Below are 26,530 nucleotides of genomic sequence, written 5' to 3'. Positions count from 1 at the left end.
ACATGGTAATGGAGCCCTACAATCCGCCGACCGATCCTTGGCTGGTCATTCTGTATCAGGATGAGCATATTATGGTGGTCAACAAGCCGAGCGGCCTGCTGTCCGTACCGGGACGCCTGGACGAGCACAAAGACAGCGTGATGACGCGTATTCAGCGCGACTATCCGCAGGCCGAATCCGTCCATCGTCTGGATATGGCAACCAGCGGCGTGATTGTGGTAGCGCTGAATAAAGACGCCGAGCGCGAACTGAAGCGTCAGTTCCGCGAGCGTGAGCCGAAAAAGCAGTATGTCGCGCGCGTCTGGGGCCACCCGGGGCAGGCGGAAGGGCTGGTAGATTTACCGCTGATCTGCGACTGGCCGAACCGGCCTAAGCAGAAAGTCTGTTATGAAACGGGCAAAGCGGCGCAAACCGAATATGAAGTGCTGGAGTACGCCGCGGATAACACCGCGCGCGTATTGCTTAAGCCGATTACCGGGCGCTCGCACCAGCTGCGAGTGCACATGCTCGCCATGGGTCACCCGATTCTGGGTGACCGTTTCTACGCCCCGCCCGACGCGCTGGCGCTGGCGCCGCGTTTGCAGCTTCATGCACAAATGCTGACCATCACTCATCCGGCATTTGGCAATTCGATGACGTTCAAAGCCCCGGTGGACTTCTGAACAAAAAGGCCCGACATCGTCGGGCCTTTTTATTATTTGAAACCTTTCTGCTCTTTTATCAGCTCGTACGCTTTCTGAATTTCCTGGGCTTTTTGCTTCGCCATTTCCATCATTTCCGGCGGCAAACCTTTCGCCACCAGCTTATCCGGGTGATGCTCGCTCATCAGCTTGCGGTAGGCGCGTTTGATGGTCGTTGCATCGTCCGTCGGTTTTACGCCGAGCACGTTACAGGCATCTTCCAGCGTCGGGCCACGCTGCGCCTGCTGCCAGCCTCCGCCAGAAGATTGTTGCTGGTAACCCCCGCCGAACTGCGCTCCGCCCTGCATCATGCGCAGGAACTGATCGAACTGCATGCGCGAGATCCCCAGCTCCTCGGCAATGACGTATAAAACGTCGCGCTCGTTGGGATGGAGAGACCCGTCTGCGAATGCCGCCTGGATTTGGATCTCCAGAAACATCCGAATTAAATCAAAACGTCCGAAGCAGATGCTGCGGAACTGGCGCATTTTTTCACGCAGCGGATAGTTATCAGCCTTGCCGACACGAAACGCGTTTTGCGCCGCCAGCCGTGACTCACCGTGCAGGTTCATACGATCCATAAATACGCTGGCGATTTGGATATCCGCCTCGGTGACGCGCCCTTTTGATTTGGTTAAATGCCCCATCACCTCAAAGGTGGTGGAGAAAAAGAGCGACTGACGCTCGCGCTGGTTGGCAAACCACGCCATCTTGCGGCTGCGTGCCTTGTCAAACATGTGGCCGATAATAAGGCCGAGAACGATGCCCCAAAATCCGGCACCCATCATAATAGCGAACGCGACGCCGATTATTTTACCCCAATACTGCATATACTCCCCGAATAGTCATGTTCCTGGTTCGACGCAACTCCATCATTACAGTGGTCGAGCCACGGTCAATTGAGGGACATCGCCTATAATTTGCATTATCATACTCGTCATTCGATAGCGAGCCTAACACTCTGGCGCGCAAACGGGCAGGATTAACGCTGGTACTGCGCTGATGAGTAAGATAGTCTCTGAGCGTTTGCACGCCGTAGCCACTGATGACGGAACACTAAAATATAACGTATGAAAAAACGTATCCCCACCCTCCTGGCCACAATGATTGGCTCCGCCCTGTATAGCCATCAGGGGCTGGCAGCCGATCTTGCCTCGCAGTGTATGCTTGGCGTCCCAAGTTATAATCGCCCGCTGGTACAGGGCGATGCAAACAGCTTGCCGGTCACTATTACTGCCGACAGTTCAAAAGGCAATTATCCGGATAATGCCACCTTTACAGGTAATGTGGACATTAACCAAGGCAACAGCCGTTTGCAGGCTGACGAAGTGCAGCTGCACCAGAAGCAACCGGACGGGGCGGCAGAGCCGGTGCGTACCGTGGATGCGCTGGGTAATGTGCACTACGACGATAACCAGGTCATCCTGAAAGGTCCGAAAGCCTGGTCAAACCTGAATACCAAAGATACTAACGTCTGGGAAGGCGACTACCAGATGGTGGGCCGTCAGGGGCGTGGTAATGCGGATTTGATGAAACAACGTGGTGAAAACCGCTATACCATTCTGGAAAACGGTTCATTCACCTCATGTCTGCCTGGTTCAAACACCTGGAGCGTGGTGGGCAGCGAAGTTATCCACGACCGTGAAGAACAGGTTGCAGAGATCTGGAACGCGCGTTTTAAACTCGGCCCGGTGCCCGTGTTCTATAGCCCTTATCTGCAGCTCCCGGTGGGCGACAAGCGTCGTTCCGGCTTCCTGATCCCGAACGCCAAATACAGCACCTCGAACTACTTTGAGTTCTACCTGCCGTATTACTGGAACATCGCGCCGAACATGGACGCGACGATCACGCCGCACTATATCCACAAACGCGGCAATGTGATGTGGGAGAACGAGTTCCGTTATCTGACACAGGCAGGCGCAGGCCTGATGGAACTGGATTATCTGCCATCCGACAAAGTCTTCCAGGATGAGCATCCAACCGAAGGCGACAAACATCGCTGGATGTATTACTGGCAGCATGCCGGGGTAATGGATCAGGTGTGGCGTTTTAATGTCGATTACACCAAGGTCAGTGACCCGTATTACTTCAACGACTTTGATTCCAAATACGGTTCCAGTACCGACGGTTACGCCACGCAGAAATTCAGCGCTGGTTATGCGGTCCAGAACTTCAACGCCACGGTCTCCACCAAGCAGTTCCAGGTCTTTAACACCCAAACGGCAAGCACCTACGGCGCGGAGCCGCAGCTGGATGTTAACTGGTACCAGAACGATGTCGGCCCGTTCGATACCCGTATCTACGGCCAGGCCGTACATTTCGTTAACACCAACTCGGATATGCCGGAAGCCACGCGTGTTCACCTGGAACCCACGATCAACCTGCCATGGTCTAATGACTGGGCAAGCCTGAACACCGAAGCCAAGATGATGGCGACCCACTATCAGCAGAAAAATCTGGACTGGTACAACAACCGCTATGGCACCGATCTTGAAGAGTCAGTGAACCGCGTGCTGCCGCAGTTCAAAATGGACGGTAAGCTCATCTTCGAACGCAATATGGGCCTGCTGGCAGACGGTTATACCCAGACGCTTGAGCCACGTATGCAGTATCTCTACGTGCCATATCGCGATCAGAGCAAAATTCAGAACTACGACTCCTCGTTCCTGCAGTCTGATTACAGCGGCCTGTTCCGCGACCGTACCTATGGCGGCCTCGACCGTATTGCCTCTGCTAACCAGTTAACGACCGGGGTCACATCACGCGTTTATGATGATGCTGCCGTTGAACGTTTTAACGTTTCTGTGGGTCAAATCTACTACTTCACTGAATCTCGTACCGGTGATGACGATATTAACTGGGAGAAAGACAACAAAACGGGTTCACTGGTGTGGGCAGGTGATACCTACTGGCGCATGACCGATCGGTGGGGCTTACGCGGCGGTCTGCAGTACGATACGCGTCTCAACAACGTTGCGACGAGCAGTACGGCAATTGAATATCGCCGCGATGAAAATCGCATGATGCAGCTGACGTACCGTTATGCCAGTCCTGAATACGTTCAGGCAACGCTGCCGAACTACGCCACTGCTGATCAATATAAAGATGGGATTTCGCAGGTGGGCGGTGCAGCGAGTTGGCCTATCGCCGATCGCTGGTCAGTCGTCGGGGCTTACTACTTTGACACCAACGCCCATAAATCCGCTGACCAGATGTTGGGTCTGCAATATAACTCCTGCTGTTACGCTATTCGCGTCGGCTACGAGCGTAAGCTGAACGGCTGGGATACCCAAAACAATCAGAGCAAATACGACAACGTGATTGGCTTTAATATCGAGTTGCGCGGCCTGAGTTCCAACTACGGTCTGGGCACGCAGCAGATGCTGCGCTCGAACATTCTGCCGTACCGTAGCTCATTGTAATGTGCTTGATTTACAACGTAATCCGCTTTGCGGTTAATTGAAATGGAAAAAGTATGAAGAACTGGAAAACGCTGCTGCTCGGTGTCGCCATGGTTGCCAACACCAGCTTCGCTGCTCCCCAGGTTGTCGATAAAGTCGCAGCTGTGGTTAACAACGGCGTCGTGCTTGAAAGTGACGTTGACGGTTTGATGAAATCCGTAAAGCTCAACTCGGGCGAAGCGGGTCAACAGCTACCGGATGACGCCACGCTGCGCCACCAGATCCTGGAACGTCTGATCATGGATCAGATCGTTCTGCAGATGGGTCAGAAAATGGGTGTGAAGATCTCCGACGAGCAGCTCGACCAGGCGATCGCCAACATCGCAAAGCAAAACAACATGACCCCGGACCAGATGCGCAGCCGTCTGGCCTACGATGGCATCAGCTACGCCACCTACCGCAATCAGATCCGCAAAGAGATGCTGATTTCCGAAGTGCGTAACAATGAAGTGCGCCGCCGCGTCACCATTCTGCCGCAGGAAGTGGACGCGCTGGCGAAACAGGTGGGTAATCAGAACGATGCCAGCACCGAGCTGAACCTGAGCCACATCCTCATTCCTCTTCCGGAAAACCCAACCTCCGATCAGGCAGCCGAAGCGGAAAGCCAGGCGCGCTCTATCGTTGAACAGGCACGTAACGGCGGCGATTTCGGTAAGCTTGCCATCACCTACTCTGCCGATCAGCAGGCGCTGAAAGGCGGCCAGATGGGCTGGGGACGTATTCAGGAACTGCCTTCCCTCTTTGCCCAGGCCCTGAGCACGGCGAAGAAAGGCGATATCGTCGGTCCTATCCGTTCTGGCGTGGGCTTCCACATTCTGAAGGTCAACGACCTGCGCGGTCAGAGCCAGAATATTTCCGTTACGGAAGTCCATGCTCGCCATATCCTCCTCAAGCCGTCGCCGATCATGACTGACGATCAGGCGCGTGCGAAGCTGGAACAGATTTCAGCAGATATCAAGAGCGGTAAAACCTCGTTTGCCAACGCGGCAAAAGAGTTCTCTCAGGATCCTGGCTCTGCCAATCAGGGCGGCGATCTGGGCTGGGCGGCAGCGGATATCTACGATCCGGCCTTCCGCGATGCGCTGATGAAAATGAGCAAAGGACAGATCAGTGCGCCAGTGCACTCTTCCTTCGGCTGGCACCTGATCGAGCTGCTCGATACCCGCAACGTGGATAAAACCGACGCGGCGCAAAAAGACCGCGCCTATCGCATGCTGTTCAACCGTAAATTCTCTGAAGAAGCGGCAACCTGGATGCAGGAACAACGCGCCAGCGCCTACGTGAAAGTGTTGAGCAACTAATGCAACAGCACCGTGTTGTTATCACTCCCGGCGAGCCCGCCGGGATTGGTCCCGACCTTGTCGTCCAGCTTGCTCAGCGCAGCTGGCCGGTAGAACTGGTCGTCTGCGCAGATGCAACACTCTTACAAGACCGAGCAAAATTGCTCGGTCTGCCATTACAGCTTCTCCCCTATGATGCCGGCCTGCAGCCCTCCCCCCAGCAGGCGGGGACGCTCACGCTGCTTTCCGTTCCGCTGCGTGCTCCTGTCGTACCGGGTCAGCTCAGCACGGAAAACGGCCACTACGTGGTCGATACGCTGGCACGCGCCTGCGATGGCTGCATTAACGGCGAGTTTGCAGCGCTGATCACGGGGCCGGTGCACAAAGGCGTGATCAACGAGGCGGGAATTCCCTTTACGGGCCATACCGAGTTCTTTGAAGAGCGCTCACACAGCCCGAAAGTGGTGATGATGCTGGCAACCGAAGCGATGCGCGTCGCGCTGGTCACTACGCATCTGCCGATCAAAGCCATTCCTGACGCCATCACCCCGGAACTGCTGCGCGAGATCATCGGTATCCTGCATCACGATCTGCAAACCAAGTTCGGTATCGCGCAGCCGCACGTGCTGGTGTGCGGCCTGAACCCGCATGCCGGTGAAGGCGGGCATATGGGAACCGAAGAGATCGATACCATCATTCCGGTGCTGGAAGAGATGCGGGCGAAAGGAATGAATCTAAGCGGGCCGCTGCCTGCAGACACGCTTTTCCAACCTAAATATCTTGATAATGCCGATGCCGTGCTCGCGATGTACCACGATCAGGGCCTACCCGTGCTAAAATACCAGGGCTTTGGCCGCGGTGTGAATATCACGCTCGGTTTACCTTTTATTCGAACGTCCGTTGACCATGGTACTGCGCTGGATCTGGCAGGCCAGGGTAAAGCGGATGTCGGCAGTTTTATTACGGCGCTTAATCTCGCCATCAAAATGATTGTTAATACTCAATGACTAATCGAGTCCATCAGGGCCACTTAGCCCGTAAACGCTTCGGGCAAAACTTCCTTAACGATCAGTTCGTGATCGACAGTATTGTGTCTGCCATTAATCCGCAGAAAGGCCAGGCCATGGTCGAAATCGGCCCGGGCCTTGCCGCGCTGACCGAACCCGTAGGCGAACGCTTAGACGAGCTGACCGTTATCGAGTTGGACCGCGATCTGGCCGCGCGCCTGCAAACGCATCCGTTCCTCGGGCCAAAGCTGACGATTTATCAGCAGGATGCCATGACCATGGACTTTGGCGAACTGTCAGAGAAAATGGGCCAGCCGCTGCGCGTATTCGGTAACCTGCCGTACAACATCTCCACGCCGCTGATGTTCCATCTGTTTAGCTATACTGATGCCATTGCTGACATGCACTTCATGTTGCAAAAAGAGGTGGTGAATCGTCTGGTTGCGGGGCCGAACAGTAAAGCGTATGGTCGTTTAAGCGTGATGGCACAATATTTCTGCAACGTGATCCCGGTACTCGAAGTGCCGCCGACTGCGTTCACGCCGCCGCCGAAAGTCGATTCTGCGGTTGTGCGTCTTGTGCCGCATAAAACGATGCCGTACCCGGTTAAAGAACTGCGTGTACTGAGCCGTATCACTACGGAAGCCTTTAACCAGCGCCGTAAAACGATTCGTAACAGCCTTGGCAATTTGTTTACCGTTGACGTGCTGGCTGAGTTGGGCATTGACCCGACTATGCGTGCGGAGAACATCTCCGTAGAGCAGTACTGCAAGCTGGCTAATTACATCAGCGACAATGCGCCGCCGAAGGAGAGCTAAGCCATGATTGATTCGCCCCGCGTATGTGTTCATGTACAAAGCGTCTACATTGAGTCCCAGTCCACGCCGGATGATGACCGTTTTGTCTTTGCGTACACCGTAACCATTCGCAATCTGGGGCGGATGCCTGTGCAACTGCGCGGGCGTTACTGGCTTATCACCAACGGCAATGGCCGTGAAACAGAAGTCCAGGGGGAAGGTGTGGTCGGTGAACAGCCGCACATCGCCCCTGGCGAAGAGTATCAATACACCAGCGGTGCAGTCATTGAAACGCCGATGGGTACCATGCAGGGCCATTATGAAATGGTCGATGCCGACGGCAACGCGTTCCGCGTTGCTATTCCTGTGTTCCGTCTCGCCGTAACCACACTCATTCATTAATCTAATGTCTACATATCTGATTGGCGACGTTCACGGTTGTTACGATGAACTGATCGCCCTGTTAAAACAGGTCGACTTCGTGCCCGGGCAGGATACGCTCTGGCTCACCGGTGATTTAGTCGCGCGTGGCCCCGGCTCGCTTGACGTGCTGCGCTACGTTAAATCGCTGGGCGACAGCGTTCGGATGGTGCTGGGTAATCACGATCTGCATCTGCTGGCAGTCTACGCCGGGATTAGCCGCAATAAGCCTAAAGACCGCCTCTCTCCGCTGCTGGACGCCCCGGATGCCGACGAGTTGCTCAACTGGCTACGTCGCCAGCCGCTGCTGCAGATCGATGAAGAGAAAAAGCTGGTGATGGCGCATGCCGGGATCACGCCGCAGTGGGATATCGAGACTGCAAAAACCTGCGCGCGCGACGCCGAAGCGGTGCTGGCGAGCGACTCTTACCCGTTCTTTCTCGATGCCATGTACGGCGATATGCCGAATAACTGGAGCGACGATCTCAGCGGCCTCGCGCGTTTGCGCTTTATCACTAACGCTTTCACGCGCATGCGCTTCTGCTTCCCGAACGGGCAGCTGGATATGTACTGTAAAGAGACGCCTGAAAGCGCCCCTGCGCCGCTTAAACCCTGGTTCGCCATTCCGGGGCCGGTCACGCATGACTACAGCGTCGTGTTTGGTCACTGGGCGTCACTGGAAGGAAAAGGCACGCCGGAGGGCATTTACGGTCTGGATACGGGATGCTGCTGGGGTGGCGATTTGACCTGTCTGCGCTGGGAAGATAAAACCTATTTTGTGCAGCCGTCCAACCGACAGCTGAACACAGGAGAAGGTGAGGCGGTCGCCTCCTGACGTTTGAAACCCTCTCCGGAAGGAGAGGGTTATCGCTTAACGACGTTCCAGAATCTCGAAGCAGTAGCTATGCGAATTCTGTGCATCAGCGTCGTGGAATTCACTGAACACCGACTCCCACTCGTCCGGATCGTAATCCGGGAAATGGGTGTCCCCTTCCACTTCCGCATCAATGTGGGTCAGATACAGCTTCTGCGCTTTTGGCAGGAACTGCTCATACACACGCCCACCGCCGATCACCATGATCTCTTCGGCATCGCCACACGCGGCAATCGCTTCGTCGACGGATTTTACCCATTCAACGCGATCGTCCGTGCCCGGCTGGCTGCTGATAACGATATTTTTACGGCCCGGTAATGGACGACCGATTGACTCCCAGGTCAGGCGGCCCATCACTACCGGCTTGTTCAACGTCGTACGTTTAAACCATGCGAGATCGGCAGGCAGGTTCCACGGCATGGCATTCTCCATGCCGATAACGCGGTCTACCGCCAGCGCTGCAATCAGACTGATCATTAAAAATTTCCCGGATACAAAAAATTGCCGCCACTATACGGAAAGCTTAATCTTTCGTCGACTGGCGGCAGGGTAAAGAAAAAGAAATTTTTTAATATTGCTGGCAACTCCACTTCACGCGGACGGTTTACTCTCCGGTTCATCCTGCGGATCGCCGGTATGCTTGCCCTCTTCCGTGCCTTGCCAGCCGTGACGCTGGGTCAGGGAGAGGTGGTTGCGGTCTTCGCTGATGATTTCCGTCAGCATCGCACTGGTACGTTTAAATACCGCCGCGCGTTCAGTGTCCGTACTGCCCGCCATCTCAACCATCTCTTCCACCATCCCGGTATTGAACCGGCGGAACAGATCGGCACGCTCGCGCGCTTCATAGGCTCCCAGACCAAGACTTTCCAGCGCCATGCGGCCCGATTTCAGCGCGCCTTCGAACGTTTCACGCTCTGGCGCAGCCACCCCGGCCTGACGCAGCTGAATGTAGTGGTCGACGTCACGGGCGCGGGCAATAATGGTCAGGTTCGGGAAATGTTCTTTCACCAGTTCAACCATCTGCAGGCTGGTTTGCGGATCGTCAATGGCGTTGATCAGCACCTCCGCCCTCGCCGCACCGGCAGACTCCAGCAGATCGACCCGGGTCGCATCGCCGTAGAAGACCTTCATGTCGAATTTACGCAGGGTCTCGACGTGATCGGGGTCATGATCGAGGATCACCATCTTTACACCGCTCGACAACAGGAGACGTCCGGTGATCTGCCCAAAACGGCCAAAACCGGCGATGATCACACGCGGCTGCTCCTCGTCGATCTCATCCGCCTCGCGTTCCTGCTCGCTGCCCGATTTTTCCAGACGCGTCAGCAGCACCAGCAGGATCGGCGTGGCCGCCATCGACAGCGCCACGGCAAGCGTCAGCGCTTTCGCCCACTCAGGATCGAGGACATTGGCCATCCGGGCCGCGCCAAACACCACAAAGGCGAATTCGCTGCCCTGCCCCAACAGCACGGCAAACCAGCGGCGCTGTTTACTGGGCACCTTCAGCGGACGGGCGATCAGCCACAGCATCGCCATTTTAATGACCAGGAAACCGACCAGCAGAATGATGATCCGCAGCGGGTGCGTAACCAGGGTACCGAAGTCGATCGACATACCCACCCCGATGAAAAACAGCCCCAGCAGCAGCCCTTTAAACGGCTCAATATCGCTTTCCAGCGCATGTCGGTATTCGGAGCTTGCCAGCAGTACGCCCGCGAGGAACGCGCCCATCGCCATTGACAGCCCGGCCTCCTCCAGCAGCAGGCCAAAGCCAAACACCAGGAACAACGCCACGGCGCTGAAGACTTCGCGCAGGCCCGAGCGGGCGACAAAGCGCAGCAGCGGACGGGTGACGTATCGACCAAGCAGGATCACCAGCGTCAGCGCAGCGACGACTTTAAGCGCCGACAGGGCAAATGCGCCCAGCGTCGTTGATGCCCCACTGGCGGCCAGCAGCGGGATCATCGCCACCAGCGGAATGGCAGCAATATCCTGGAACAGCAGCACCGAGAACGCGCTGCGTCCCATCTGAGAGACCGTCAGGTTGCGTTCGTTCATCGCCTGCATGGCAATGGCCGTCGAGGAGAGCGCCAGGGTCATGCCAATCAGCGCGGCCACTTTCCAGTCCATTCCCAGCACAATGCAGAACCCGCCGAGCAGCAGGCCACAGGCCACCATCTGCAATGCCCCGCCGCCAAATACCGATGCGCGTAATTTCCAGAGGCGCCGTGGATCCAGCTCGAGGCCAATCACGAATAGCATCAGCACGACGCCAATTTCAGCGAAGTGAAGAATCGACTCGGCATCGGTGACCAGACGCAGCGCCCACGGCCCGATGACGCAGCCCGCAATCAGATAGCCCAGCACGGACCCTAACCCAAGGCGCACCGCCACGGGCACAATCAGCGCCGCCGCGCCAAGGTATATCAGCGCCTGTATAAGCGTATGGCTATCCATTTTGCGTCTCCTGCCACTCGAGTAAGCGTTGTTTATAATGACGGGCCTGCGCCTGCAGCGTTTCATCGTCGCAGACAAAGGTACAGTGCATCGCAAATGGTGGGAGCCAGTTCATTCCACAATACAGCGCGGTTGCCTGCAGCGGTTGGGCCAATACGTCAAAGCCCGGGAAAGCCCCAATATCAAAATGACTTTCCCCCCCGCCGGTCGTTACGGCCCACATCAGGCTTTTCCCCTTAAGAGCATTAGCGTTGTGGCCATATGCCCAGCCGTGGGAAAAGACTTTATCGATCCACAGCTTCAGAAGCGGCGGCGTGCTGTACCACTGCATCGGATGCTGCCAGATAATCAGATCGGCACGCGACAGCGCCTCCTGTTCGGCGGCAATATCAATATTAAAGTCGGGGTAAAGTTGATAGAGAGAGCGGATTTCCACTCCGTCGAGGCTCCCTGCCTGTTCAAGCATCCTTTTGTTCGCATGTGAATGATGCGGATAGGGATGCGCATAAATAATCAAAATCATCGATGGGCCTGTTTTCACTTTCTTCTTGTCTGGTAGCAGTGAGTGTAGACAGTTACGTTGGCAGCCGAAAGAGCGTAAAGGCAGCGCTGAACAAAAAGGCAAGTATTGCCACCCGCAGCTTCCAGCCCCTTTCCGCCCCGGAAAGTCCCTTCTTAATATATTGATTAAGTGAATTAATTAATGACTAATGATCATTGATGTCAACATATTTAGATATATTAAAAAGCATATTTAATAAAATGAAGTATACATAACACATTGAAAAAATAATAATTTTACGTTTCCTCCCCTAAGCCAAACTATTCTACATGTAAAAAGACTGGTTTAATTTAGTCGCCTATCGTCTTTTCTTTCAAATGGATGTGCACATGAGTAATAAATATTTTGTATTAAACAGGACCACGATAACCCTGGGAAAAATATTCCCCGCCCTACTGATATTCACTCCGATGCTGGCATCAGCAGGTACGATCGACCAGTCCACTTCTGTCCCGCAACAATTTTCCGCTGACGCTGAATATACCGTTAATAAAGATGTCACCATATCCTCAGCAGGCACCGCAGCGGCCGTTACCGTCTCCGGCATCAAGGTCTCAAGCATAACAAACCGCGGAAATATTTCAGGCTTTGCGGATGGTATGAGTATTAATACCGGAGCGCAGAGTATTACCGTCAATAATGAAGTCGGTGCAACAATATCCTCCAGAATCGGAAATGCCGTAAATATTTCATCAATGCTGGGTGACTTTTACAATAACGGCAATATTACCGGCGAGAAAAAAGGCATTTTTGTTAGTCAGGATTCCTCCGCTATAAATATCAGTAATACCGCTACAGGCTTAATAAAAGGTCAAACCGGCCTGAGTGCAGCAACAGGCATTGGTGTGAAGAACAGCGGGTCAATTGTCGGAACAGACGGAGACGGTGTCGCGCTGAGTGGTGGCAATACTAAAACCATTAACACAGGTACCATTCAGGGAAGCCAGAATGGGATCAATGTCACCGGCGATGCAAAAGTCGATATCACCAACAGCGGAACGCTGAGCGGCCAGAATGCTGCCGTCATGTTCGCCAGCAATAAAAACAACACCCTGGTACTCGACACCGGCTCGTCACTGGCGGGCGATGTCATCTCCACCGTTTCTACCGGTAACACCCTGACGTTTGTGGGCACAGGCACCGAAGACAGCAATTTTGTCGGCCTCAATGAAGGCGACGGCTTTGCCTCCGTCAAAATGAACGGTGAAAGCTGGGCGCTGTCGGGCGATCTCGATATTATCGGCTCTGGCGATGCCCTGCAGGTCAACAGCGGTAATTTAATCCTGTCTGGCGATGTCGCTAACAGCGGCAATACGCTGGTGGCTCAAAACGCCACGCTGCAGCTGGGTAACGGCCAGGATACCGCCACGCTGAGCGGTGGCATGACCAACAACGGCACCCTCATCTTCAATCAGGGCAGCGATTTCACTTACGCTACCGACATTACCGGCAGCGGCAACATTGAAAAAGCGGATGCCCACACCCTGACGCTTAGCGGCAAAAACACCTATACCGGTAATACGGTTTTACACAGCGGCACCACGCTGGTTACGGCTGGCGCACAGCTCGGTGTGCAGGGCAGTAACGCCACCGTCACCATCGAAAATGGCGCAACCTTTGCGTCTGCCGGACAAGTCAACGACAACATTGATATCCTGAGCGGCGGTACGCTGGCCGCGTGGAACGCGGTTCAGGGTAACTCCACCCTGAGCACGTCAGGCATTGATACCATTAATGGCAACGTAACCAATAGCGGCACAGTTCTGCTCAGCGCAGCCAACAACAGCGTGGGCAATAACTTCGTCATTAACGGCGACTATACCGGCTCTGCCGGCAGCCAGATTGTGATGAACAGCGAACTGGGTGCTGATAATGCCCCGACAGACCACCTCACCATTACCGGCAGCAGCTTCGGTCAGTCTGGCGTGACCGTCAGCAATATGGGTGGCCTCGGCGCGCAGACCGTTAACGGTATGGAGATCGTCAGCGTCGGCGGCAGTTCCGAAGCACAGCTGACGCTGGCTAAACCGATGGTTGCAGGCGCATACGAATACAACCTGTACCAGCACAGCGACGGCAACTGGTATCTGGAATCGAAAGCCACCCCATCTGACGATCCGGCGGATGATACCGATGGCGGGGATAAGCCAGATGATGGCGGTAATACCGATGGCGGTGGCAATACCGACGGTGGCGGCAATACTGACGACGGCGGCAACACCGATAATGGCGGTAATACCGATAACGGTGGCAATTCTGACAACGGCGGCGATGCCGATAACGGTGGAAACGCTGCGCCAGAAGTGATGGCACCGGAAGTTGGCGCATACCTTGGCAACTACCTTGCCGCGCAAAGCATGTTCCTGCATAAACGTGACGACCGCGATCAGATCACCTTCCGCAACGAAGAAGATCTGAACACCTGGATGTACGTCAAAGGCCGTTACCACGAAAACGATGCCGGCGGTGACAAGGTTAACTATGACACCACCACCACCGTCCTTCAGGTGGGCAGCGATTTCATGAGCAAGCCGATGGACAACGGCATTCTGCGTGCCGGGGGTATGTTCGGTGCAGGCCAGGCGAAAACGCACTCCGACGCCAAACACAACGTCCGCGATGCGCAGGGTAAGGTGGATGGCTTTAACGTTGGGCTGTATGCGACCTGGCAGGAAGATCAGAAACTGCGTCTGGGCAACTACATTGATACCTGGGCGGCCTACAGCTGGTACAACAACAAAGTGACCAGCAATCGTAACGACGAAGACTACGATAGCGAAGGCTTTGCTGCCTCTGTCGAAGTGGGTCACGCATGGATTATCGCTTCAGAGAACGAGCGCACCTGGAAAATCGAGCCGCAGGCACAGGTGATCTACAGCTATCTGGATCAGGAAAACCATACTGACCGCGATGGCGTACGCGTTACCACGCTGGATAACGATACCTTCTTTGGTCGTCTCGGTGTTAAATCGAGCTATTTCCAGCAGAAAGACGTGAAGGCATGGCAGCCGTACGTTGCGGTTAACTGGCTTAAAGGTGCGGGTCAAAACGATCTGGCCTTTAACGATGAAACCGTCAGCAACGATACGCCAGACGATCGTGGCCAGTTAGAGCTGGGCGTGACCGGCAACCTGAACGACACCACCACGATTTCGCTGCGCGCCAGCGGCGAATGGGGTGAGAACAGCTATGCCGCTTACGGCGGTCATATCCTGCTGAATCACCGCTGGTAATCGCTTACCGCAAAATGCAAAAAGCCGTGGCTCTCGCCACGGCTTTTTTTTAGTTATCCAGTTCACCCATGGATTTAACCTGGTCACGGTTAATCTGTTCGGTTTGGCCCGTCTCAGCGTTTTTATACGATACCAGTCCCGTGTCATCATCCACCTGCGGCTTGCCGTCGGTCACGATGGTACGGCCATCGGTGGTTTTCACCGCCTGGTTAGACGAACATCCCGCAACGGTAAACAGTGCAGTGGCAGCCAGAAAAGAAGTGATAAGGAGTTTATTGCGCATGGTGTTTCCCCTGCTTGTCAGTTGAATGTAATTAACGTCCTGTTAATTCTAGGCTAACTGACTGAATGCGGATGGAAAACCAGATGGTTCCTAATAGGGGGGATAATGCCCGGCAAGCGAATGCTGCCGGGCTGGCTTATTTACTTATTAATCTGCGCGTGCATTTCCTGCACCGAAATCACCTTCTCGGTGGCATCCGCGTTCAGCGCCATCGCCGTCGCGAAACCGCCGTTCAGGGTGGTGTCGTAATGCACTTTGTACTGCAGCGCGCTGCGGCGGATAAGCTTGGAGTCTTCAATCGCCTGGCGGCCTGCGGTGGTGTTGATGATGTAGGTGTATTCGCCATTCTTGATACGGTCCTGAATGTGCGGACGACCTTCATGCACCTTGTTCACCAGACGCGGATTGATACCGGCTTCACCCAGCACAATCGCCGTACCGTGGGTCGCATCCAGCTCGAAGCCCTGTTTCAGCAGCTTGGCGGCCAGGTCGACCACACGCTCTTTGTCACCTTCACGAACGGAGAGCAGCGCACGGCCCGATTTCTTCATGGTGGAGCTGCTGCCCAGCTGTGCTTTGGCGAACGCTTCCGCGAAGGTACGGCCCACGCCCATCACTTCCCCGGTAGAGCGCATTTCTGGCCCTAACAGCGGGTCAACGCCCGGGAATTTGTTGAACGGCAGCACCACTTCTTTCACCGAGTAATACGGCGGGATGATCTCTTTGGTCACGCCCTGCTGCGCCAGCGTCTGGCCCGCCATCACGCGCGCTGCCACTTTCGCCAGCGGTACACCGGTCGCTTTCGATACAAACGGGACGGTACGCGCCGCACGCGGGTTCACTTCAATCAGGTAGACTTCGTTGTCTTTCACCGCGAACTGGACGTTCATCAGGCCGCGAACCTGCAGCTCGAAGGCCAGCTTCTGCACCTGCTGGCGCATCACGTCCTGAATTTCCTGGCTCAGGGTGTAGGCTGGCAGAGAACACGCTGAGTCACCGGAGTGCACGCCCGCCTGCTCGATGTGCTCCATAATGCCGCCAATCAGCACCATTTCACCGTCGCAGATGGCGTCGACGTCCACTTCTACCGCATCATCCAGGAAGCGGTCGAGCAGAACAGGGGCATCGTTAGAGACGCTAACCGCCGTCTGGAAGTAGCGGCGCAGGTCGGCTTCGTCGTAGACGATCTCCATCGCGCGGCCGCCCAGTACGTAGGATGGGCGCACCACCAGCGGGTAGCCAATCTCTTTCGCCTTCTCCACCGCCATTTCAATCGCGGTCACGGTGGCGTTAGCCGGCTGTTTCAGCTTCAGACGGTCAACCGCCTGCTGGAAACGTTCGCGGTCTTCGGCGCGGTCAATCGCATCCGGGCTGGTGCCGATAACCGGTACGCCTGCTGCTTCCAGCGCGCGTGCCAGTTTCAGCGGAGTCTGGCCGCCGTACTGCACGATGACGCCCTTCGGCTTCTCGATGCGCACGATTTCCAGCACGTCTTCCAGGGTGACCGGCTCGAAGTAGAGGCGGTCAGAGGTGTCGTAGTCGGTCGAGACGGTTTCCGGATTACAGTTGACCATGATGGTCTCGTAACCGTCTTCGCGCAGCGCCAGCGAGGCGTGGACGCAGCAGTAGTCAAACTCAATGCCCTGGCCGATACGGTTAGGACCGCCGCCCAGTACCATGATTTTGTCGCGGTCGACGGACGGGTTCGCTTCGCACTCGTCTTCATAGGTGGAGTACATGTAGGCGGTGTCGGTGGAGAACTCCGCCGCGCACGTATCCACGCGCTTGTAAACCGGATGCAGGTCATACTGGTCGCGCAGCTTGCGGATCTCCGCTTCGCGCACGCCTGCAAGCTTAGCCAGACGCGCATCAGCGAAGCCTTTACGCTTCAGCATGCGCAGGAAGTCAGCGTCCAGGCCGTTGATGCCAAGCTCTGCCACTTTCTCTTCCAGACGCACCAGCTCTTCAATTTGCACCAGGAACCAGCGGTCAATGTTGGTCAGGTTGAACACGCCGTCGACGGAGAGGCCCGCACGGAAGGCATCGGCGATGTACCAGATTCGCTCAGCGCCCGCGTCTTTCAGCTCGCGGCGGATTTTGGTCAGCGCTTCAGGGTCGTCAAGGCTCACTTTCGGGTCGAAACCGGTGGCACCGACTTCCAGACCGCGCAGCGCTTTCTGCAGGGATTCCTGCTGCGTGCGGCCGATCGCCATCACTTCACCCACGGATTTCATCTGGGTGGTCAGGCGGTCGTTCGCACCGGCGAATTTCTCGAAGTTAAAACGTGGAATTTTGGTCACAACATAGTCGATGGACGGCTCGAAGGACGCAGGCGTGCGGCCACCGGTGATGTCGTTCATCAGCTCATCGAGGGTGTAACCCACCGCCAGCTTCGCCGCCACTTTCGCAATCGGGAAGCCGGTGGCTTTGGAGGCCAGCGCGGAAGAACGAGACACGCGCGGGTTCATTTCGATAACAATCAGACGGCCCGTTTTCGGGTTCACCGAGAACTGCACGTTAGAGCCGCCGGTTTCCACGCCGATTTCACGCAGTACCGCCATCGAGGCGTTACGCATGATTTGGTACTCTTTATCGGTCAGCGTCTGGGCTGGCGCAACGGTGATGGAGTCGCCGGTATGGATCCCCATCGCATCGAAGTTTTCGATAGAGCAGACGATGATGCAGTTGTCGTTTTTATCACGCACCACCTCCATCTCGTACTCTTTCCAGCCAATCAGCGACTCGTCAATCAGCAGCTCTTTGGTTGGGGAGAGATCCAGGCCGCGCTCGCAAATCTCTTCAAACTCTTCGCGGTTATAGGCGATGCCGCCGCCGGTGCCGCCCATGGTGAAGCTAGGCCGGATGATGCACGGATAGCCCACGTCAGCCGCCACGGCCAGCGCCTCTTCCATATTGTGCGCAATGCCGGAACGCGCGGTATCGAGGCCGATTTTCTTCATCGCCACGTCGAAGCGGCGACGGTCTTCTGCTTTATCAATCGCGTCGGCGGTGGCACCAATCATGGTCACGCCGAACTCTTCCAGCACGCCCTGACGCTCCAGCTCCAGCGCGCAGTTCAGCGCCGTCTGGCCGCCCATGGTTGGCAGCACCGCATCCGGGCGCTCTTTTTCGATGATCTTACGTACCACTTCCCAGTGAATCGGCTCGATATAGGTCGCATCGGCCATTTCCGGGTCGGTCATGATGGTCGCCGGGTTGGAGTTCACCAGGATAACGCGGTAACCCTCTTCGCGCAGGGCTTTACACGCCTGTGCGCCGGAGTAGTCAAATTCACAGGCCTGGCCGATAACAATCGGGCCAGCGCCGAGGATCAGGATGCTTTTTATGTCTGTACGTTTTGGCATGGTCTTCTCAGCTCCTGATTATTTAGCGGTCTTACGGTAGTGCTCAATAAGTTCGATGAAGTGATCGAACAGCGGTGCGGCATCGTGCGGGCCAGGGCTGGCTTCCGGGTGGCCCTGGAAGCTGAAGGCTGGCTTATCGGTGCGATGAATACCCTGCAGGGTGCCATCGAACAGCGATTTGTGCGTCACGCGCAGGTTGGCCGGCATGGTCGCTTCATCCACTGCAAAGCCGTGGTTCTGAGCCGTAATCATCACCGTGTCGTTATCAATGTCTTTCACCGGGTGGTTGCCCCCGTGGTGGCCGAACTTCATCTTGACGGTGTTCGCCCCGCTCGCCAGCGCCAGCAGCTGATGGCCGAGACAGATGCCGAAGACCGGAATGTCGGTTTCAAGGAAGGCTTTGATGGCGTCGATAGCGTAGTCGCACGGTGCCGGGTCGCCCGGGCCGTTGGAAAGGAAGATACCGTCCGGGTTCATCTTCAGCACCTCTTCGGCGGAGGTTTTCGCCGGGACGACCGTCAGGCGGCAGCCGCGGTCCACCAGCATGCGCAGGATGTTGCGCTTGGCACCGAAATCATACGCGACAACGTGGAATGGCAGTTCGCTCTCCTGTTTCGCTTCCGGCAGGTCACCTTCCAGCGTCCAGCTCCCCTGGGTCCAGCTATAGGCTTCTGCGGTCGTCACTTCTTTCGCCAGGTCCATGCCGTTCAGGCCTGGGAAGGCTTTTGCTTTTTCCAGCGCCAGCGCCGCATCGAGGTTATCCCCTGCGATGATGCAGCCGTTCTGTGCGCCCTTCTCGCGCAGCAGGCGCGTTAATTTACGGGTATCGATATCAGCAATCGCCACGATGTTATGGCGCTTCAGGTAAGACGAGAGGTCTTCGGTGTTGCGGAAGTTGCTGGCAATCAGCGGCAGGTCACGAATGACCAGACCTTGCGCATGTACCTGAGAGGATTCTTCGTCAGCCGCATTGGTGCCGACATTGCCGATATGAGGATAAGTAAGAGTAACGATTTGGCGAGAATAGGAAGGATCAGTGAGGATTTCTTGATAACCGGTCATTGAAGTATTGAAAACGACTTCCCCAACCGCCGAACCCGTTGCCCCTATGGCCCGACCGATAAACTGGGTTCCGTCTTCCAGAACCAATAGCGCTGACTTAATCAAAACACCCTCCAGAGAATATTCACTCACTTTATTTGCATATTAATTCATAACCACGTTATGAAGCAATGCAAATGTGTTGCCAGCGGATTTTTGGCAAACGGCGGCATTCTGGGGATTTGGTGGCTAAAAGTCAACTTAAAACGGATATTTTGCTTAGTCTTTTGCAGGCCTGGTGGCTGAAATGCAGAGTAAGCGGCGAAAAGATCAGGCAATTCACTGCAGGAAACGCTTGCGGGAGGCGTTAAATTGAAATGTGCGCTCAACGCGATAAAAAAGTGGACCAAATGGTCAAAATTTACAATTCAATAACGAATAAACGAAGGTTAACCCATACTTTCATGGATTAAGCGGATTAAAAGCTACTAAACAGGTAAAATAAAAGGGCAATAAAATATTGCCCTATGCAATCAATCAATTACGACTGCAATAACCACATCACGAAGGGTAATAATGCTTACAAATTGTTAAGATCAAGCACATCACGCATATCAAAAAGACCCTTATCCTTTTCTTTTAACCACAATGCGGATCGAACGGCACCGTTGGCAAAGGTCATGCGGCTTGAAGCTTTGTGAGTAATTTCAACGCGCTCGCCAATATCGGCGAAGATCGCCGTATGTTCACCGACGATATCCCCCGCACGAACGGTAGCGAAACCAATCGTGCCCGGTACGCGTTCACCCGTGTGGCCTTCACGCGCATAGACCGCGCAATCCTCCAGATCTTTATCCAGCGCCTGGGCAATCACTTCGCCCATCGCCAGCGCGGTGCCGGACGGGGCATCGACTTTGTAACGGTGGTGCGCTTCAACGATCTCAATGTCCGTATAGTCGCCCATCACTTTTGCCGCCTTCTCAAGCAGCTTCAGCATGACGTTTACGCCCACGCTAAAATTCGCCGCAAAGACAATCGCAATATCGCGCGAGGCATCCTGAATAGCCTGTTTACCGGCATCGTCAAAACCGGTGGTACCAATGACCATTCCTTTGCCGTGCTTACGGCAGAAGGCCAGATGGTTCAGCGTGCCTTCCGGGCGCGTGAAATCAATGAAGACATCAAAGTCATCTTTTACTGCCTCAAGGCTGCTCTGCACGGTGACGCCCGTCTTCCCTGCCCCCGCCAGCTCACCCGCGTCGGTTCCCAACAGCGACGAGCCTTCACGTTCCAGCGCCGCGCCAAGCGCCACGCCATCCAACTGGAGTGCCGCCTGAATAAGCTGGCGACCCATACGTCCACCCGCGCCCGCTATAGCGACACGGATCTGTGCATCATGCATAGTTATTCTCTTACGTTAAAATGATGTAAATCGTTTTCAGAGTAACCAGCCCTCACGAAGGCTGCCACTAAAAACGCCCATAATTAGAAATTAATGTGAAACCGCAGCCGATATCAGTAAAAGACATACTAACTGAAACCGCATGATTCTCTGATCACCAGGGCAGGCGGCAGAATGATACGTTTCGGCGGCTCGTTATTGCCCTGAATTCGGCTGTAGAGCAGCTCTCCGGCTTTACGACCTATCTCTTTTGCCGCTACCGATACGGTGGTGAGCGCAGGCTGAACCAGCGCCGCCTCGGTGATATCGTCAAACCCCACCAGGGCAAAATCACGCCCGACCTCGCGCCCCATTTTACGCAGCGCCTGCATCACGCCGAGCGCAACAATATCCTGATAACAGACCGCGGCGGTGATCGCCGGAAACTGGCGGAACAAACTCTCGGCTACCCGTGCGCCGTCGCTTTGGCTCGCCAGGCTGGGGACAATCCATCGCGGGTCCGCTGAAAGACCTTTTTCGAGCAGTTTACTGGTAAAACCGCCAATACGCTGGGCACGCGTACCGGAACTCTGGCTCCCGCCGATAAAGGCAATATGCCGGTGTCCCAGGGCGAGCAGATGCGCGGTCGCCATCTGGGTGCCAAGAAAGTTGTCGGTACCGACAAAGTCGAAATCCGGATCGTTAACGGGCCGCACCACCATAATGGCGGGAATATTGCGACGCTTGAGGCTCTCAAAAAACGTCTGTGGCGTTTCACGGGCCGCGCACAGCACCATACCGCACGCGTTATTACGCATCAGCGAATCGACGAACTTCTGCTGTCGCTCACCGGACTCTTCGCTGTTCGCCAGAAACAGCAGCATCTCGTGACGCTCAATCTCATGACTCAGCCCGGCCGTCATCTCGCCGTAAAAGGGGTTAGTAATATCGTGCAGAAGCAGCCCGACCTGGTTGCTGCTGCGGTTTCGAAGATTCGCCGCCGTCTGGTTATAGACATAACCCGCGTCATCCAGCGCTTTTAATACTCTTTCACGGGTGGCTTGCGAGATCCGCCCCCGGTTTCGCAAGACCATCGACACCGTGGCGGTCGACACGCCTGCTCGTTCAGCGACCTGCGCCAGCGTTACAGTTGTCATTGTTCCTCCCCTATTCTTCACAGATTAATCGAATAACCTGATTTTTGTCTAATTCCCTGTGAAGCGGTTCACACTCCCCGCCATAAAACCGCCTTTCCTCGCCGTTTTGCCAGGTTAATCGCGTTAACCACTCTTCCATTGCAAGGTTAATCGATTAATCTTGTTTCAACGACAACGGAGTGAAACGATGACTTATCCCCCTTATAACAAACATCCTGAAGTCTCTGTTCGGGGCTTTGACGCTCACGCATGGCGTGGGTGGAACGACATTATTACGGCGCTTAACACCAGGGTCCTGACGTCCCGGAAAACCGTGCTGGTTATCGATTGCTATCCTGGCGTCCGTCTGGAGGAGCTGGAGCGTAATGTGCTTGCCCGGTTCGGCAACGCGGTGCGGATAAACGTCGAAACGGCCCGCCGCGACGAGCACACGCTTAGCGAGATGCTGGCCCGCAACCTGACGGATGACCGCGTGTTTGGCGTGCTCTCCTGCCACCAGCTCGCCGAGTTTTTTGATGCCGAAGCATTAACGGCCCTGCAAAAGCAGGTGGCCGAGGCGGCGGGACTGGTGATTGTGTATGGCTCCGGTGCCGCTCTGGTCCATCCGGGCGATGTGCTGGTGTACGCCGATATGCCGCGCTGGGAAATTCAGCAGCGCATGCGCGCAGGCGAGCTGGGCAACTGGGGTGTTGAAAACCTCACTGAAGATATGCTGCGCCGGTATAAACGCGCCTTTTTCGTTGAGTGGCGCGTCTTTGACCGACACAAAACGCCGCTGCTCAAGCGCTGTAATTTCCTGCTTGATACCACCCAGGCCGACGCACCGGCCATGGTCAGCGGCGAGGCACTTCGCGCGGGGCTTAAGCAGACCACACAACAGCCGTTCCGCGTTGTCCCCTTCTTTGATCCCGGCGTCTGGGGCGGCCAGTGGATGAAACAACGATTCGATCTCGATCCAGCGAAGCCTAACTACGCATGGTGTTTTGACTGCGTGCCCGAGGAAAACAGCCTGCTGATGCGGTTTGGCGACGTTCGGATCGAGATCCCCTCCATTGATGTCGTTCTGTTGCAACCGCGCGCGCTGCTGGGCGAAAAGGTTCACGCCCGCTTCGGGGCCGAGTTCCCCATCCGCTTTGATTTTCTTGATACCGTCGGGGGGCAAAATCTGAGTTTTCAGGTGCATCCGCTGACGGAGTACATTCAGCAGCAGTTTGGCATGCATTATACCCAGGATGAGAGCTACTACATTCTTGACGCCGAGCCGGGTGCCATGGTCTATCTCGGCACCCAAACAGGCACCCGGCCTGAGGCGATGATGGACGATCTGCGCCAGGCCGCGCGGGGCGAAAAACCGTTCGACGATGCACGCTTTGTGAATCAAATCCCCGCCAAAAAACACGATCACTTTCTCATCCCGGCCGGAACCGTACATTGCTCAGGTGCCGGCACCATGGTGCTTGAGATCAGCGCCACCCCGTACATTTTCACCTTTAAGCTATGGGACTGGGGCCGCCTGGGTCTTGATGGCTTGCCGCGCCCGGTTCACCTCGATCACGGCGAGCAGGTTATCGACTGGCAGCGTGATACTCAATGGGTAAATGACCACCTGGTCAACCGGATTGAACCGGTGGCGGAGGGTGAAGGCTGGCGTGAAGAACGAACCGGCCTGCACGAACGTGAATTTATCGAAACACGCCGCCACTGGTTTAGCGGCCCGGTCGTTCACCACACTGAAGGCGGCGTCAACGTGCTTAATCTGGTTGAGGGCGACGAAGCGCGCGTCGACAGCCCGAGCGGCGCGTTTGAGCCTTTCGTCGTGCATTACGCAGAGACATTTATCATTCCTGCCGCCGTAGGGGAATACCGAATCACACCGTGGGGCAAAGGCGCAGGCCAGCAGCTCGCCACCGTTAAAGCCTGGGTCAGGGGGTAAGCATGATTAACATCATTGTGGCCTCCCACGGGCCGATGGCAAAGGCGATGCTCGACAGCGCCCGCATGGTTTACGGCGATCTGCCCTACTGCTATGCCGTTACGCTCACCGGTGAGGCGGGAATTGAAGGCTTTAAGCAGGAGTTTGCCCGCGTGCTGGCTCAGGCCTCACAACACGCAGAGGGTGTACTGGTGCTGTGCGATATGCAAAGCGGCACGCCGTGGAACGTCGCCAGCAGCGCCGCCTTTTCGCCAGACACCACGCCGCCGGTGGCGGTGCTGGGCGGGGTAAATCTGCCGATGCTGCTGCAAACCGATGAGATCCACGCGCTTGCCGACGTGAACGCCGCGGCCAGCCTGCTGCTGGCGCTCACCCAACCCACGCTGGTGGTAGCTGCTCCCGCTTCTGCCGTGCAATCCGACGACTTTTGAGGACTCCACTATGAGCATTTCTTTTGTACGCATCGATGACCGCGTGATCCACGGGCAGCTCATCACACGCTGGGCCAAAGAGCTGCCCTGCGACGGTATCGTGGCCATTGACGACGCCGTGGCGGCCGATCCCCTTCTCTCTTCCGTCATGAAAGGTGCCGTCTCCGACACCAAAGTCTGGCTTTTTGATACCGCAACGGCGATTGAAAAATTGCCGAAGGTCATCGCCAGCGACAAGCGCTATTTCGTTATTGGCAAATCGCCCCTCACCCTGCAGCGCATTGAACAGGCCGGTATCAGCCTGAAAAACAGTAACGGCAAAATCAACGTTGGCCCGATGAGCGCCCGCGCGGAGACCACCACTATTGGCCCGAACCAGTCGGTCAACGCAGAGGAGATCGCGGCGTTTGACTGGCTTAACGCTCAGGGGCATCTCATTGAATTTCGTCTGGTACCGGATGCCAGCAGCTACAGCTGGCAGGATGCCCGGCAAAAGCTGAAATAAGGAGCGAATGATGATTATCGAAGCGGCATTAATTGGCGTGCTCTGTTATCTGGGCGCGCTGAGCAGCCCCTGGCTGCTGGGCCTGACCGGCGGCTGGTATTTGATCACCCGCCCGCTGGTGTCAGGCATGCTGGTGGGCATTATCCTTGGCGATATTAAGACCGGTATCATGATTGGCGTGGCGGTGCAGGCGGTCTATATCGCCATGGTGACGCCGGGCGGGTCGATGCCCGCTGACCTGAACTTTGTCGCCTACCCGGCCATTGCGCTGGGTATTCTGTCGGGTAAAGGCCCGGAAGTGGCGGTGGCGCTGGCGGCTACGATCGGCATTGCCGGGACCATTCTGTTTAATATGATGATGGTGCTGAACTCCTTCTGGAACCATCGCGCGGATAACGCCCTTGAGCGCGGCGACGAGCGGGGGATCTATCTGAACAGCGCCATCTGGCCCCAGGCGACCAACTTTATTCTGCGTTTTGTTCCGACGTTCATTGCCGTCTACTACGGCGCGCAGTATATCAGCGGCATCATGGACAGCCTGCCAGCCGTGGTGCTGTCTACCATGAACGTTTTAGGTGGGATCTTGCCCGCCGTCGGTATCGCTATCCTGCTCAAGCAGATCATCAAAGACTACAGCATGCTGATCTACTTTCTGGTGGGCTTCGTCTGCATCGTTTTCCTGAAGCTCAACATGGTTGCGCTGGTCATCGTTGGCGCGCTGCTGGCGCTGATCCACTATAACTACAAACCGGAATCCGCAAAGGCCGTCGCCTCTGCACCGGTCGTCGATGACGAGGACGAATTCTGATGGAAGAACGTAAACTGACCCGTAAGGATCTGCGCCGCTGCTGGCGGGCATGGATGATGCACAACCTGTCGTCGATGAGCTTTGAGCGCCTTGAGTCATTCGGATTCTGCCTGAGCATGCTGCCGGTCGCCAAAAAGCTCTACCCGGATGCCGACCAGCGGCGGGAAATGCTGCGTCGCCACGCCTCTTTCTACAATACCGAGCCGCAGATTGGCGCCATTGTGAACGGGATGGCGCTGGGCCTTGAAGAGAAAAAGGCCAACGGTGAGCCTATCGATGGTGAGACGATCAATACCCTCAAGGTTGGCCTGATGGGGCCGATCGCCGGGATCGGCGATTCGATGATCCCCGGCATGTTGATCCCTATTCTGCTCAGCATCGGTATGGCGCTGGCGGCAGGCGGTAACGCCCTGGGACCGTTGTTCTACATAGTGGCCTGGCTTGCCATTATCATACCTGGCTCCTGGTTCTTGTTCCTGAAGGGTTACCAGATGGGATCCGGCTCTGTTGAAATGCTGGTGAGCAGCAAATCGACCCGCCTGCGCGAAGCGCTGTCCCTGCTGGGTGTTTTTGTGATGGGTGGCGTCGCGGCAAGCTATGTGAAGCTGGGCACCGGGCTGGAGTTCATCACCAAAGATGGGGTTAATATCCATGTTCAGCAGATGCTCGACGGGATTTTCCCGCAGCTGCTGCCGCTGGTGGTGGTACTGAGCACCTGGTACCTGATGGCGAAACGCGGTGTGTCACCGGTTAAGGCGATGCTGCTCCTGCTGGTACTGGCCGCCGCTGGCGTGGCGTCGGGGCTTTTCACCGGATAATGCCTGTGAAAACCGGGGCCAACTGGCCCCGGTTTTT

22 protein-coding genes are annotated in these 26,530 nt (G+C 55.9%); 13 read left to right on the top strand and 9 right to left on the bottom strand.

The features are described 5' to 3' along the window. The first annotated feature begins 2 nt into the window (after positions 1-2). Positions 3-662, top strand: a complete 660-nt coding sequence (gene rluA / locus QLG21_RS03425; RefSeq protein ID WP_282483888.1) for a bifunctional tRNA pseudouridine(32) synthase/23S rRNA pseudouridine(746) synthase RluA — start codon at positions 3-5, stop codon at positions 660-662. Between the two features lie 32 nt (positions 663-694). Here rluA and djlA read toward each other — a convergent pair whose 3' ends face one another. Then, on the bottom strand, positions 695-1,510 hold the full coding sequence (gene djlA, locus QLG21_RS03420; RefSeq protein WP_006173902.1) for a co-chaperone DjlA: 816 nt from the start codon (positions 1,508-1,510) through the stop codon (positions 695-697). A gap of 240 nt (positions 1,511-1,750) precedes the next feature. Between djlA and lptD the strand changes: the two genes are divergently transcribed. Genes lptD through apaH form a run of 6 tightly spaced genes read left to right on the top strand, consistent with a single transcriptional unit; the run spans position 1,751 to position 8,480 of the window. After that, positions 1,751-4,102, top strand: coding sequence for an LPS assembly protein LptD (lptD, locus tag QLG21_RS03415; RefSeq protein WP_282483887.1), 2,352 nt, complete (start codon positions 1,751-1,753; stop codon positions 4,100-4,102). A 53-nt stretch (positions 4,103-4,155) separates the two neighbouring features. Beyond that, positions 4,156-5,442: a peptidylprolyl isomerase SurA gene (surA, locus tag QLG21_RS03410; RefSeq protein ID WP_006173906.1), complete on the top strand. Its 1,287-nt coding sequence runs from the start codon at positions 4,156-4,158 to the stop codon at positions 5,440-5,442. Further along, complete coding sequence (gene pdxA / locus QLG21_RS03405; RefSeq protein WP_137849604.1) at positions 5,442-6,428, top strand: 4-hydroxythreonine-4-phosphate dehydrogenase PdxA; 987 nt, start codon at positions 5,442-5,444, stop codon at positions 6,426-6,428. Before surA ends, pdxA begins: the two co-directional genes overlap by 1 nt. Next, a complete protein-coding gene (rsmA, locus tag QLG21_RS03400) occupies positions 6,425-7,246 on the top strand; it encodes a 16S rRNA (adenine(1518)-N(6)/adenine(1519)-N(6))-dimethyltransferase RsmA (protein WP_137849605.1) in 822 nt (273 codons plus the stop codon). The genes pdxA and rsmA overlap by 4 nt, the downstream gene beginning before the upstream one ends. 3 nt (positions 7,247-7,249) lie before the next feature. Next, entirely contained in the window at positions 7,250-7,627 is a 378-nt protein-coding gene (gene apaG / locus QLG21_RS03395) for a Co2+/Mg2+ efflux protein ApaG (RefSeq protein ID WP_006173911.1), read from the top strand. 4 nt (positions 7,628-7,631) lie between these two features. Beyond that, positions 7,632-8,480, top strand: coding sequence for a bis(5'-nucleosyl)-tetraphosphatase (symmetrical) ApaH (gene apaH / locus QLG21_RS03390; protein WP_102891442.1), 849 nt, complete (start codon positions 7,632-7,634; stop codon positions 8,478-8,480). Positions 8,481-8,516: 36 nt separating this feature from the next. Here the strand turns inward: apaH and folA are convergent, their stop codons facing one another. From folA to kefF, 3 genes are all read right to left on the bottom strand, one after another. After that, on the bottom strand, positions 8,517-8,996 hold the full coding sequence (gene folA, locus QLG21_RS03385; RefSeq protein WP_006173915.1) for a type 3 dihydrofolate reductase: 480 nt from the start codon (positions 8,994-8,996) through the stop codon (positions 8,517-8,519). Positions 8,997-9,110: 114 nt separating this feature from the next. Continuing rightward, positions 9,111-10,976 (bottom strand): glutathione-regulated potassium-efflux system protein KefC, encoded by a 1,866-nt coding sequence (kefC, locus tag QLG21_RS03380; RefSeq protein WP_137849606.1) that lies wholly within the window; start codon positions 10,974-10,976, stop codon positions 9,111-9,113. After that, entirely contained in the window at positions 10,969-11,499 is a 531-nt protein-coding gene (gene kefF / locus QLG21_RS03375) for a glutathione-regulated potassium-efflux system oxidoreductase KefF (protein WP_137849607.1), read from the bottom strand. The genes kefC and kefF overlap by 8 nt, the downstream gene beginning before the upstream one ends. 368 nt (positions 11,500-11,867) lie before the next feature. Here kefF and QLG21_RS03370 point away from each other — a divergent pair, with 368 nt between their 5' ends. Continuing rightward, positions 11,868-14,771 (top strand): autotransporter outer membrane beta-barrel domain-containing protein, encoded by a 2,904-nt coding sequence (locus QLG21_RS03370; RefSeq protein ID WP_282483886.1) that lies wholly within the window; start codon positions 11,868-11,870, stop codon positions 14,769-14,771. A gap of 49 nt (positions 14,772-14,820) precedes the next feature. Here QLG21_RS03370 and QLG21_RS03365 read toward each other — a convergent pair whose 3' ends face one another. From QLG21_RS03365 to QLG21_RS03345, 5 genes are all read right to left on the bottom strand, one after another. Then, the gene (locus QLG21_RS03365) at positions 14,821-15,054 is read right to left on the bottom strand and encodes a YgdI/YgdR family lipoprotein (RefSeq protein WP_006173922.1); all 234 of its coding nucleotides are present in this window, start codon (positions 15,052-15,054) and stop codon (positions 14,821-14,823) included. Between the two features lie 140 nt (positions 15,055-15,194). Then, complete coding sequence (gene carB / locus QLG21_RS03360; protein ID WP_137849608.1) at positions 15,195-18,419, bottom strand: carbamoyl-phosphate synthase large subunit; 3,225 nt, start codon at positions 18,417-18,419, stop codon at positions 15,195-15,197. A gap of 18 nt (positions 18,420-18,437) precedes the next feature. Then, positions 18,438-19,586, bottom strand: coding sequence for a glutamine-hydrolyzing carbamoyl-phosphate synthase small subunit (gene carA / locus QLG21_RS03355; RefSeq protein ID WP_042319283.1), 1,149 nt, complete (start codon positions 19,584-19,586; stop codon positions 18,438-18,440). A 454-nt stretch (positions 19,587-20,040) separates the two neighbouring features. Then, positions 20,041-20,862 carry a 4-hydroxy-tetrahydrodipicolinate reductase gene (gene dapB / locus QLG21_RS03350; protein ID WP_282483885.1) on the bottom strand — a complete coding sequence of 274 codons (822 nt, stop codon included), beginning with the start codon at positions 20,860-20,862 and terminating at the stop codon, positions 20,041-20,043. A gap of 128 nt (positions 20,863-20,990) precedes the next feature. Continuing rightward, positions 20,991-21,998: a LacI family DNA-binding transcriptional regulator gene (locus QLG21_RS03345; RefSeq protein WP_006173931.1), complete on the bottom strand. Its 1,008-nt coding sequence runs from the start codon at positions 21,996-21,998 to the stop codon at positions 20,991-20,993. Positions 21,999-22,185: 187 nt separating this feature from the next. On the opposite strand from QLG21_RS03345, the gene QLG21_RS03340 reads away from it, so the two are divergent. Genes QLG21_RS03340 through QLG21_RS03320 form a run of 5 tightly spaced genes read left to right on the top strand, consistent with a single transcriptional unit; the run spans position 22,186 to position 26,493 of the window. Beyond that, positions 22,186-23,931 (top strand): class I mannose-6-phosphate isomerase, encoded by a 1,746-nt coding sequence (locus QLG21_RS03340; protein ID WP_282483884.1) that lies wholly within the window; start codon positions 22,186-22,188, stop codon positions 23,929-23,931. A gap of 2 nt (positions 23,932-23,933) precedes the next feature. Further along, a complete protein-coding gene (locus QLG21_RS03335; protein ID WP_282483883.1) occupies positions 23,934-24,362 on the top strand; it encodes a PTS sugar transporter subunit IIA in 429 nt (142 codons plus the stop codon). 10 nt (positions 24,363-24,372) lie between these two features. Continuing rightward, the gene (locus QLG21_RS03330; RefSeq protein ID WP_006173940.1) at positions 24,373-24,867 is read left to right on the top strand and encodes a PTS sugar transporter subunit IIB; all 495 of its coding nucleotides are present in this window, start codon (positions 24,373-24,375) and stop codon (positions 24,865-24,867) included. A 10-nt stretch (positions 24,868-24,877) separates the two neighbouring features. Beyond that, the gene (locus QLG21_RS03325; protein ID WP_282483931.1) at positions 24,878-25,675 is read left to right on the top strand and encodes a PTS sugar transporter subunit IIC; all 798 of its coding nucleotides are present in this window, start codon (positions 24,878-24,880) and stop codon (positions 25,673-25,675) included. Next, positions 25,675-26,493 (top strand): PTS system mannose/fructose/sorbose family transporter subunit IID, encoded by an 819-nt coding sequence (locus QLG21_RS03320; protein ID WP_282483882.1) that lies wholly within the window; start codon positions 25,675-25,677, stop codon positions 26,491-26,493. The genes QLG21_RS03325 and QLG21_RS03320 overlap by 1 nt, the downstream gene beginning before the upstream one ends. Positions 26,494-26,530 lie beyond the last annotated feature (37 nt).

The organism is Enterobacter sp. V87_3 (assembly GCF_029967835.1).
Taxonomy (GTDB): Bacteria; Pseudomonadota; Gammaproteobacteria; order Enterobacterales; family Enterobacteriaceae; genus Enterobacter; species Enterobacter cancerogenus.
This window is presented reverse-complemented; position numbering and strand designations above follow the sequence as displayed.

What these genes read in the sequence shown, in the direction of transcription:
- rluA (WP_282483888.1), top strand. Translation starts at nt 3, where the DNA reads ATGGTAATGGAGCCCTACAATCCGCCGACCGATCCTTGGCTGGTCATT.
- djlA (WP_006173902.1), bottom strand. Translation starts at nt 1,510, where the DNA reads ATGCAGTATTGGGGTAAAATAATCGGCGTCGCGTTCGCTATTATGATG.
- lptD (WP_282483887.1), top strand. Translation starts at nt 1,751, where the DNA reads ATGAAAAAACGTATCCCCACCCTCCTGGCCACAATGATTGGCTCCGCC.
- surA (WP_006173906.1), top strand. Translation starts at nt 4,156, where the DNA reads ATGAAGAACTGGAAAACGCTGCTGCTCGGTGTCGCCATGGTTGCCAAC.
- pdxA (WP_137849604.1), top strand. Translation starts at nt 5,442, where the DNA reads ATGCAACAGCACCGTGTTGTTATCACTCCCGGCGAGCCCGCCGGGATT.
- rsmA (WP_137849605.1), top strand. Translation starts at nt 6,425, where the DNA reads ATGACTAATCGAGTCCATCAGGGCCACTTAGCCCGTAAACGCTTCGGG.
- apaG (WP_006173911.1), top strand. Translation starts at nt 7,250, where the DNA reads ATGATTGATTCGCCCCGCGTATGTGTTCATGTACAAAGCGTCTACATT.
- apaH (WP_102891442.1), top strand. Translation starts at nt 7,632, where the DNA reads ATGTCTACATATCTGATTGGCGACGTTCACGGTTGTTACGATGAACTG.
- folA (WP_006173915.1), bottom strand. Translation starts at nt 8,996, where the DNA reads ATGATCAGTCTGATTGCAGCGCTGGCGGTAGACCGCGTTATCGGCATG.
- kefC (WP_137849606.1), bottom strand. Translation starts at nt 10,976, where the DNA reads ATGGATAGCCATACGCTTATACAGGCGCTGATATACCTTGGCGCGGCG.
- kefF (WP_137849607.1), bottom strand. Translation starts at nt 11,499, where the DNA reads ATGATTTTGATTATTTATGCGCATCCCTATCCGCATCATTCACATGCG.
- QLG21_RS03370 (WP_282483886.1), top strand. Translation starts at nt 11,868, where the DNA reads ATGAGTAATAAATATTTTGTATTAAACAGGACCACGATAACCCTGGGA.
- QLG21_RS03365 (WP_006173922.1), bottom strand. Translation starts at nt 15,054, where the DNA reads ATGCGCAATAAACTCCTTATCACTTCTTTTCTGGCTGCCACTGCACTG.
- carB (WP_137849608.1), bottom strand. Translation starts at nt 18,419, where the DNA reads ATGCCAAAACGTACAGACATAAAAAGCATCCTGATCCTCGGCGCTGGC.
- dapB (WP_282483885.1), bottom strand. Translation starts at nt 20,862, where the DNA reads ATGCATGATGCACAGATCCGTGTCGCTATAGCGGGCGCGGGTGGACGT.
- QLG21_RS03345 (WP_006173931.1), bottom strand. Translation starts at nt 21,998, where the DNA reads ATGACAACTGTAACGCTGGCGCAGGTCGCTGAACGAGCAGGCGTGTCG.
- QLG21_RS03340 (WP_282483884.1), top strand. Translation starts at nt 22,186, where the DNA reads ATGACTTATCCCCCTTATAACAAACATCCTGAAGTCTCTGTTCGGGGC.
- QLG21_RS03335 (WP_282483883.1), top strand. Translation starts at nt 23,934, where the DNA reads ATGATTAACATCATTGTGGCCTCCCACGGGCCGATGGCAAAGGCGATG.
- QLG21_RS03330 (WP_006173940.1), top strand. Translation starts at nt 24,373, where the DNA reads ATGAGCATTTCTTTTGTACGCATCGATGACCGCGTGATCCACGGGCAG.
- QLG21_RS03325 (WP_282483931.1), top strand. Translation starts at nt 24,878, where the DNA reads ATGATTATCGAAGCGGCATTAATTGGCGTGCTCTGTTATCTGGGCGCG.
- QLG21_RS03320 (WP_282483882.1), top strand. Translation starts at nt 25,675, where the DNA reads ATGGAAGAACGTAAACTGACCCGTAAGGATCTGCGCCGCTGCTGGCGG.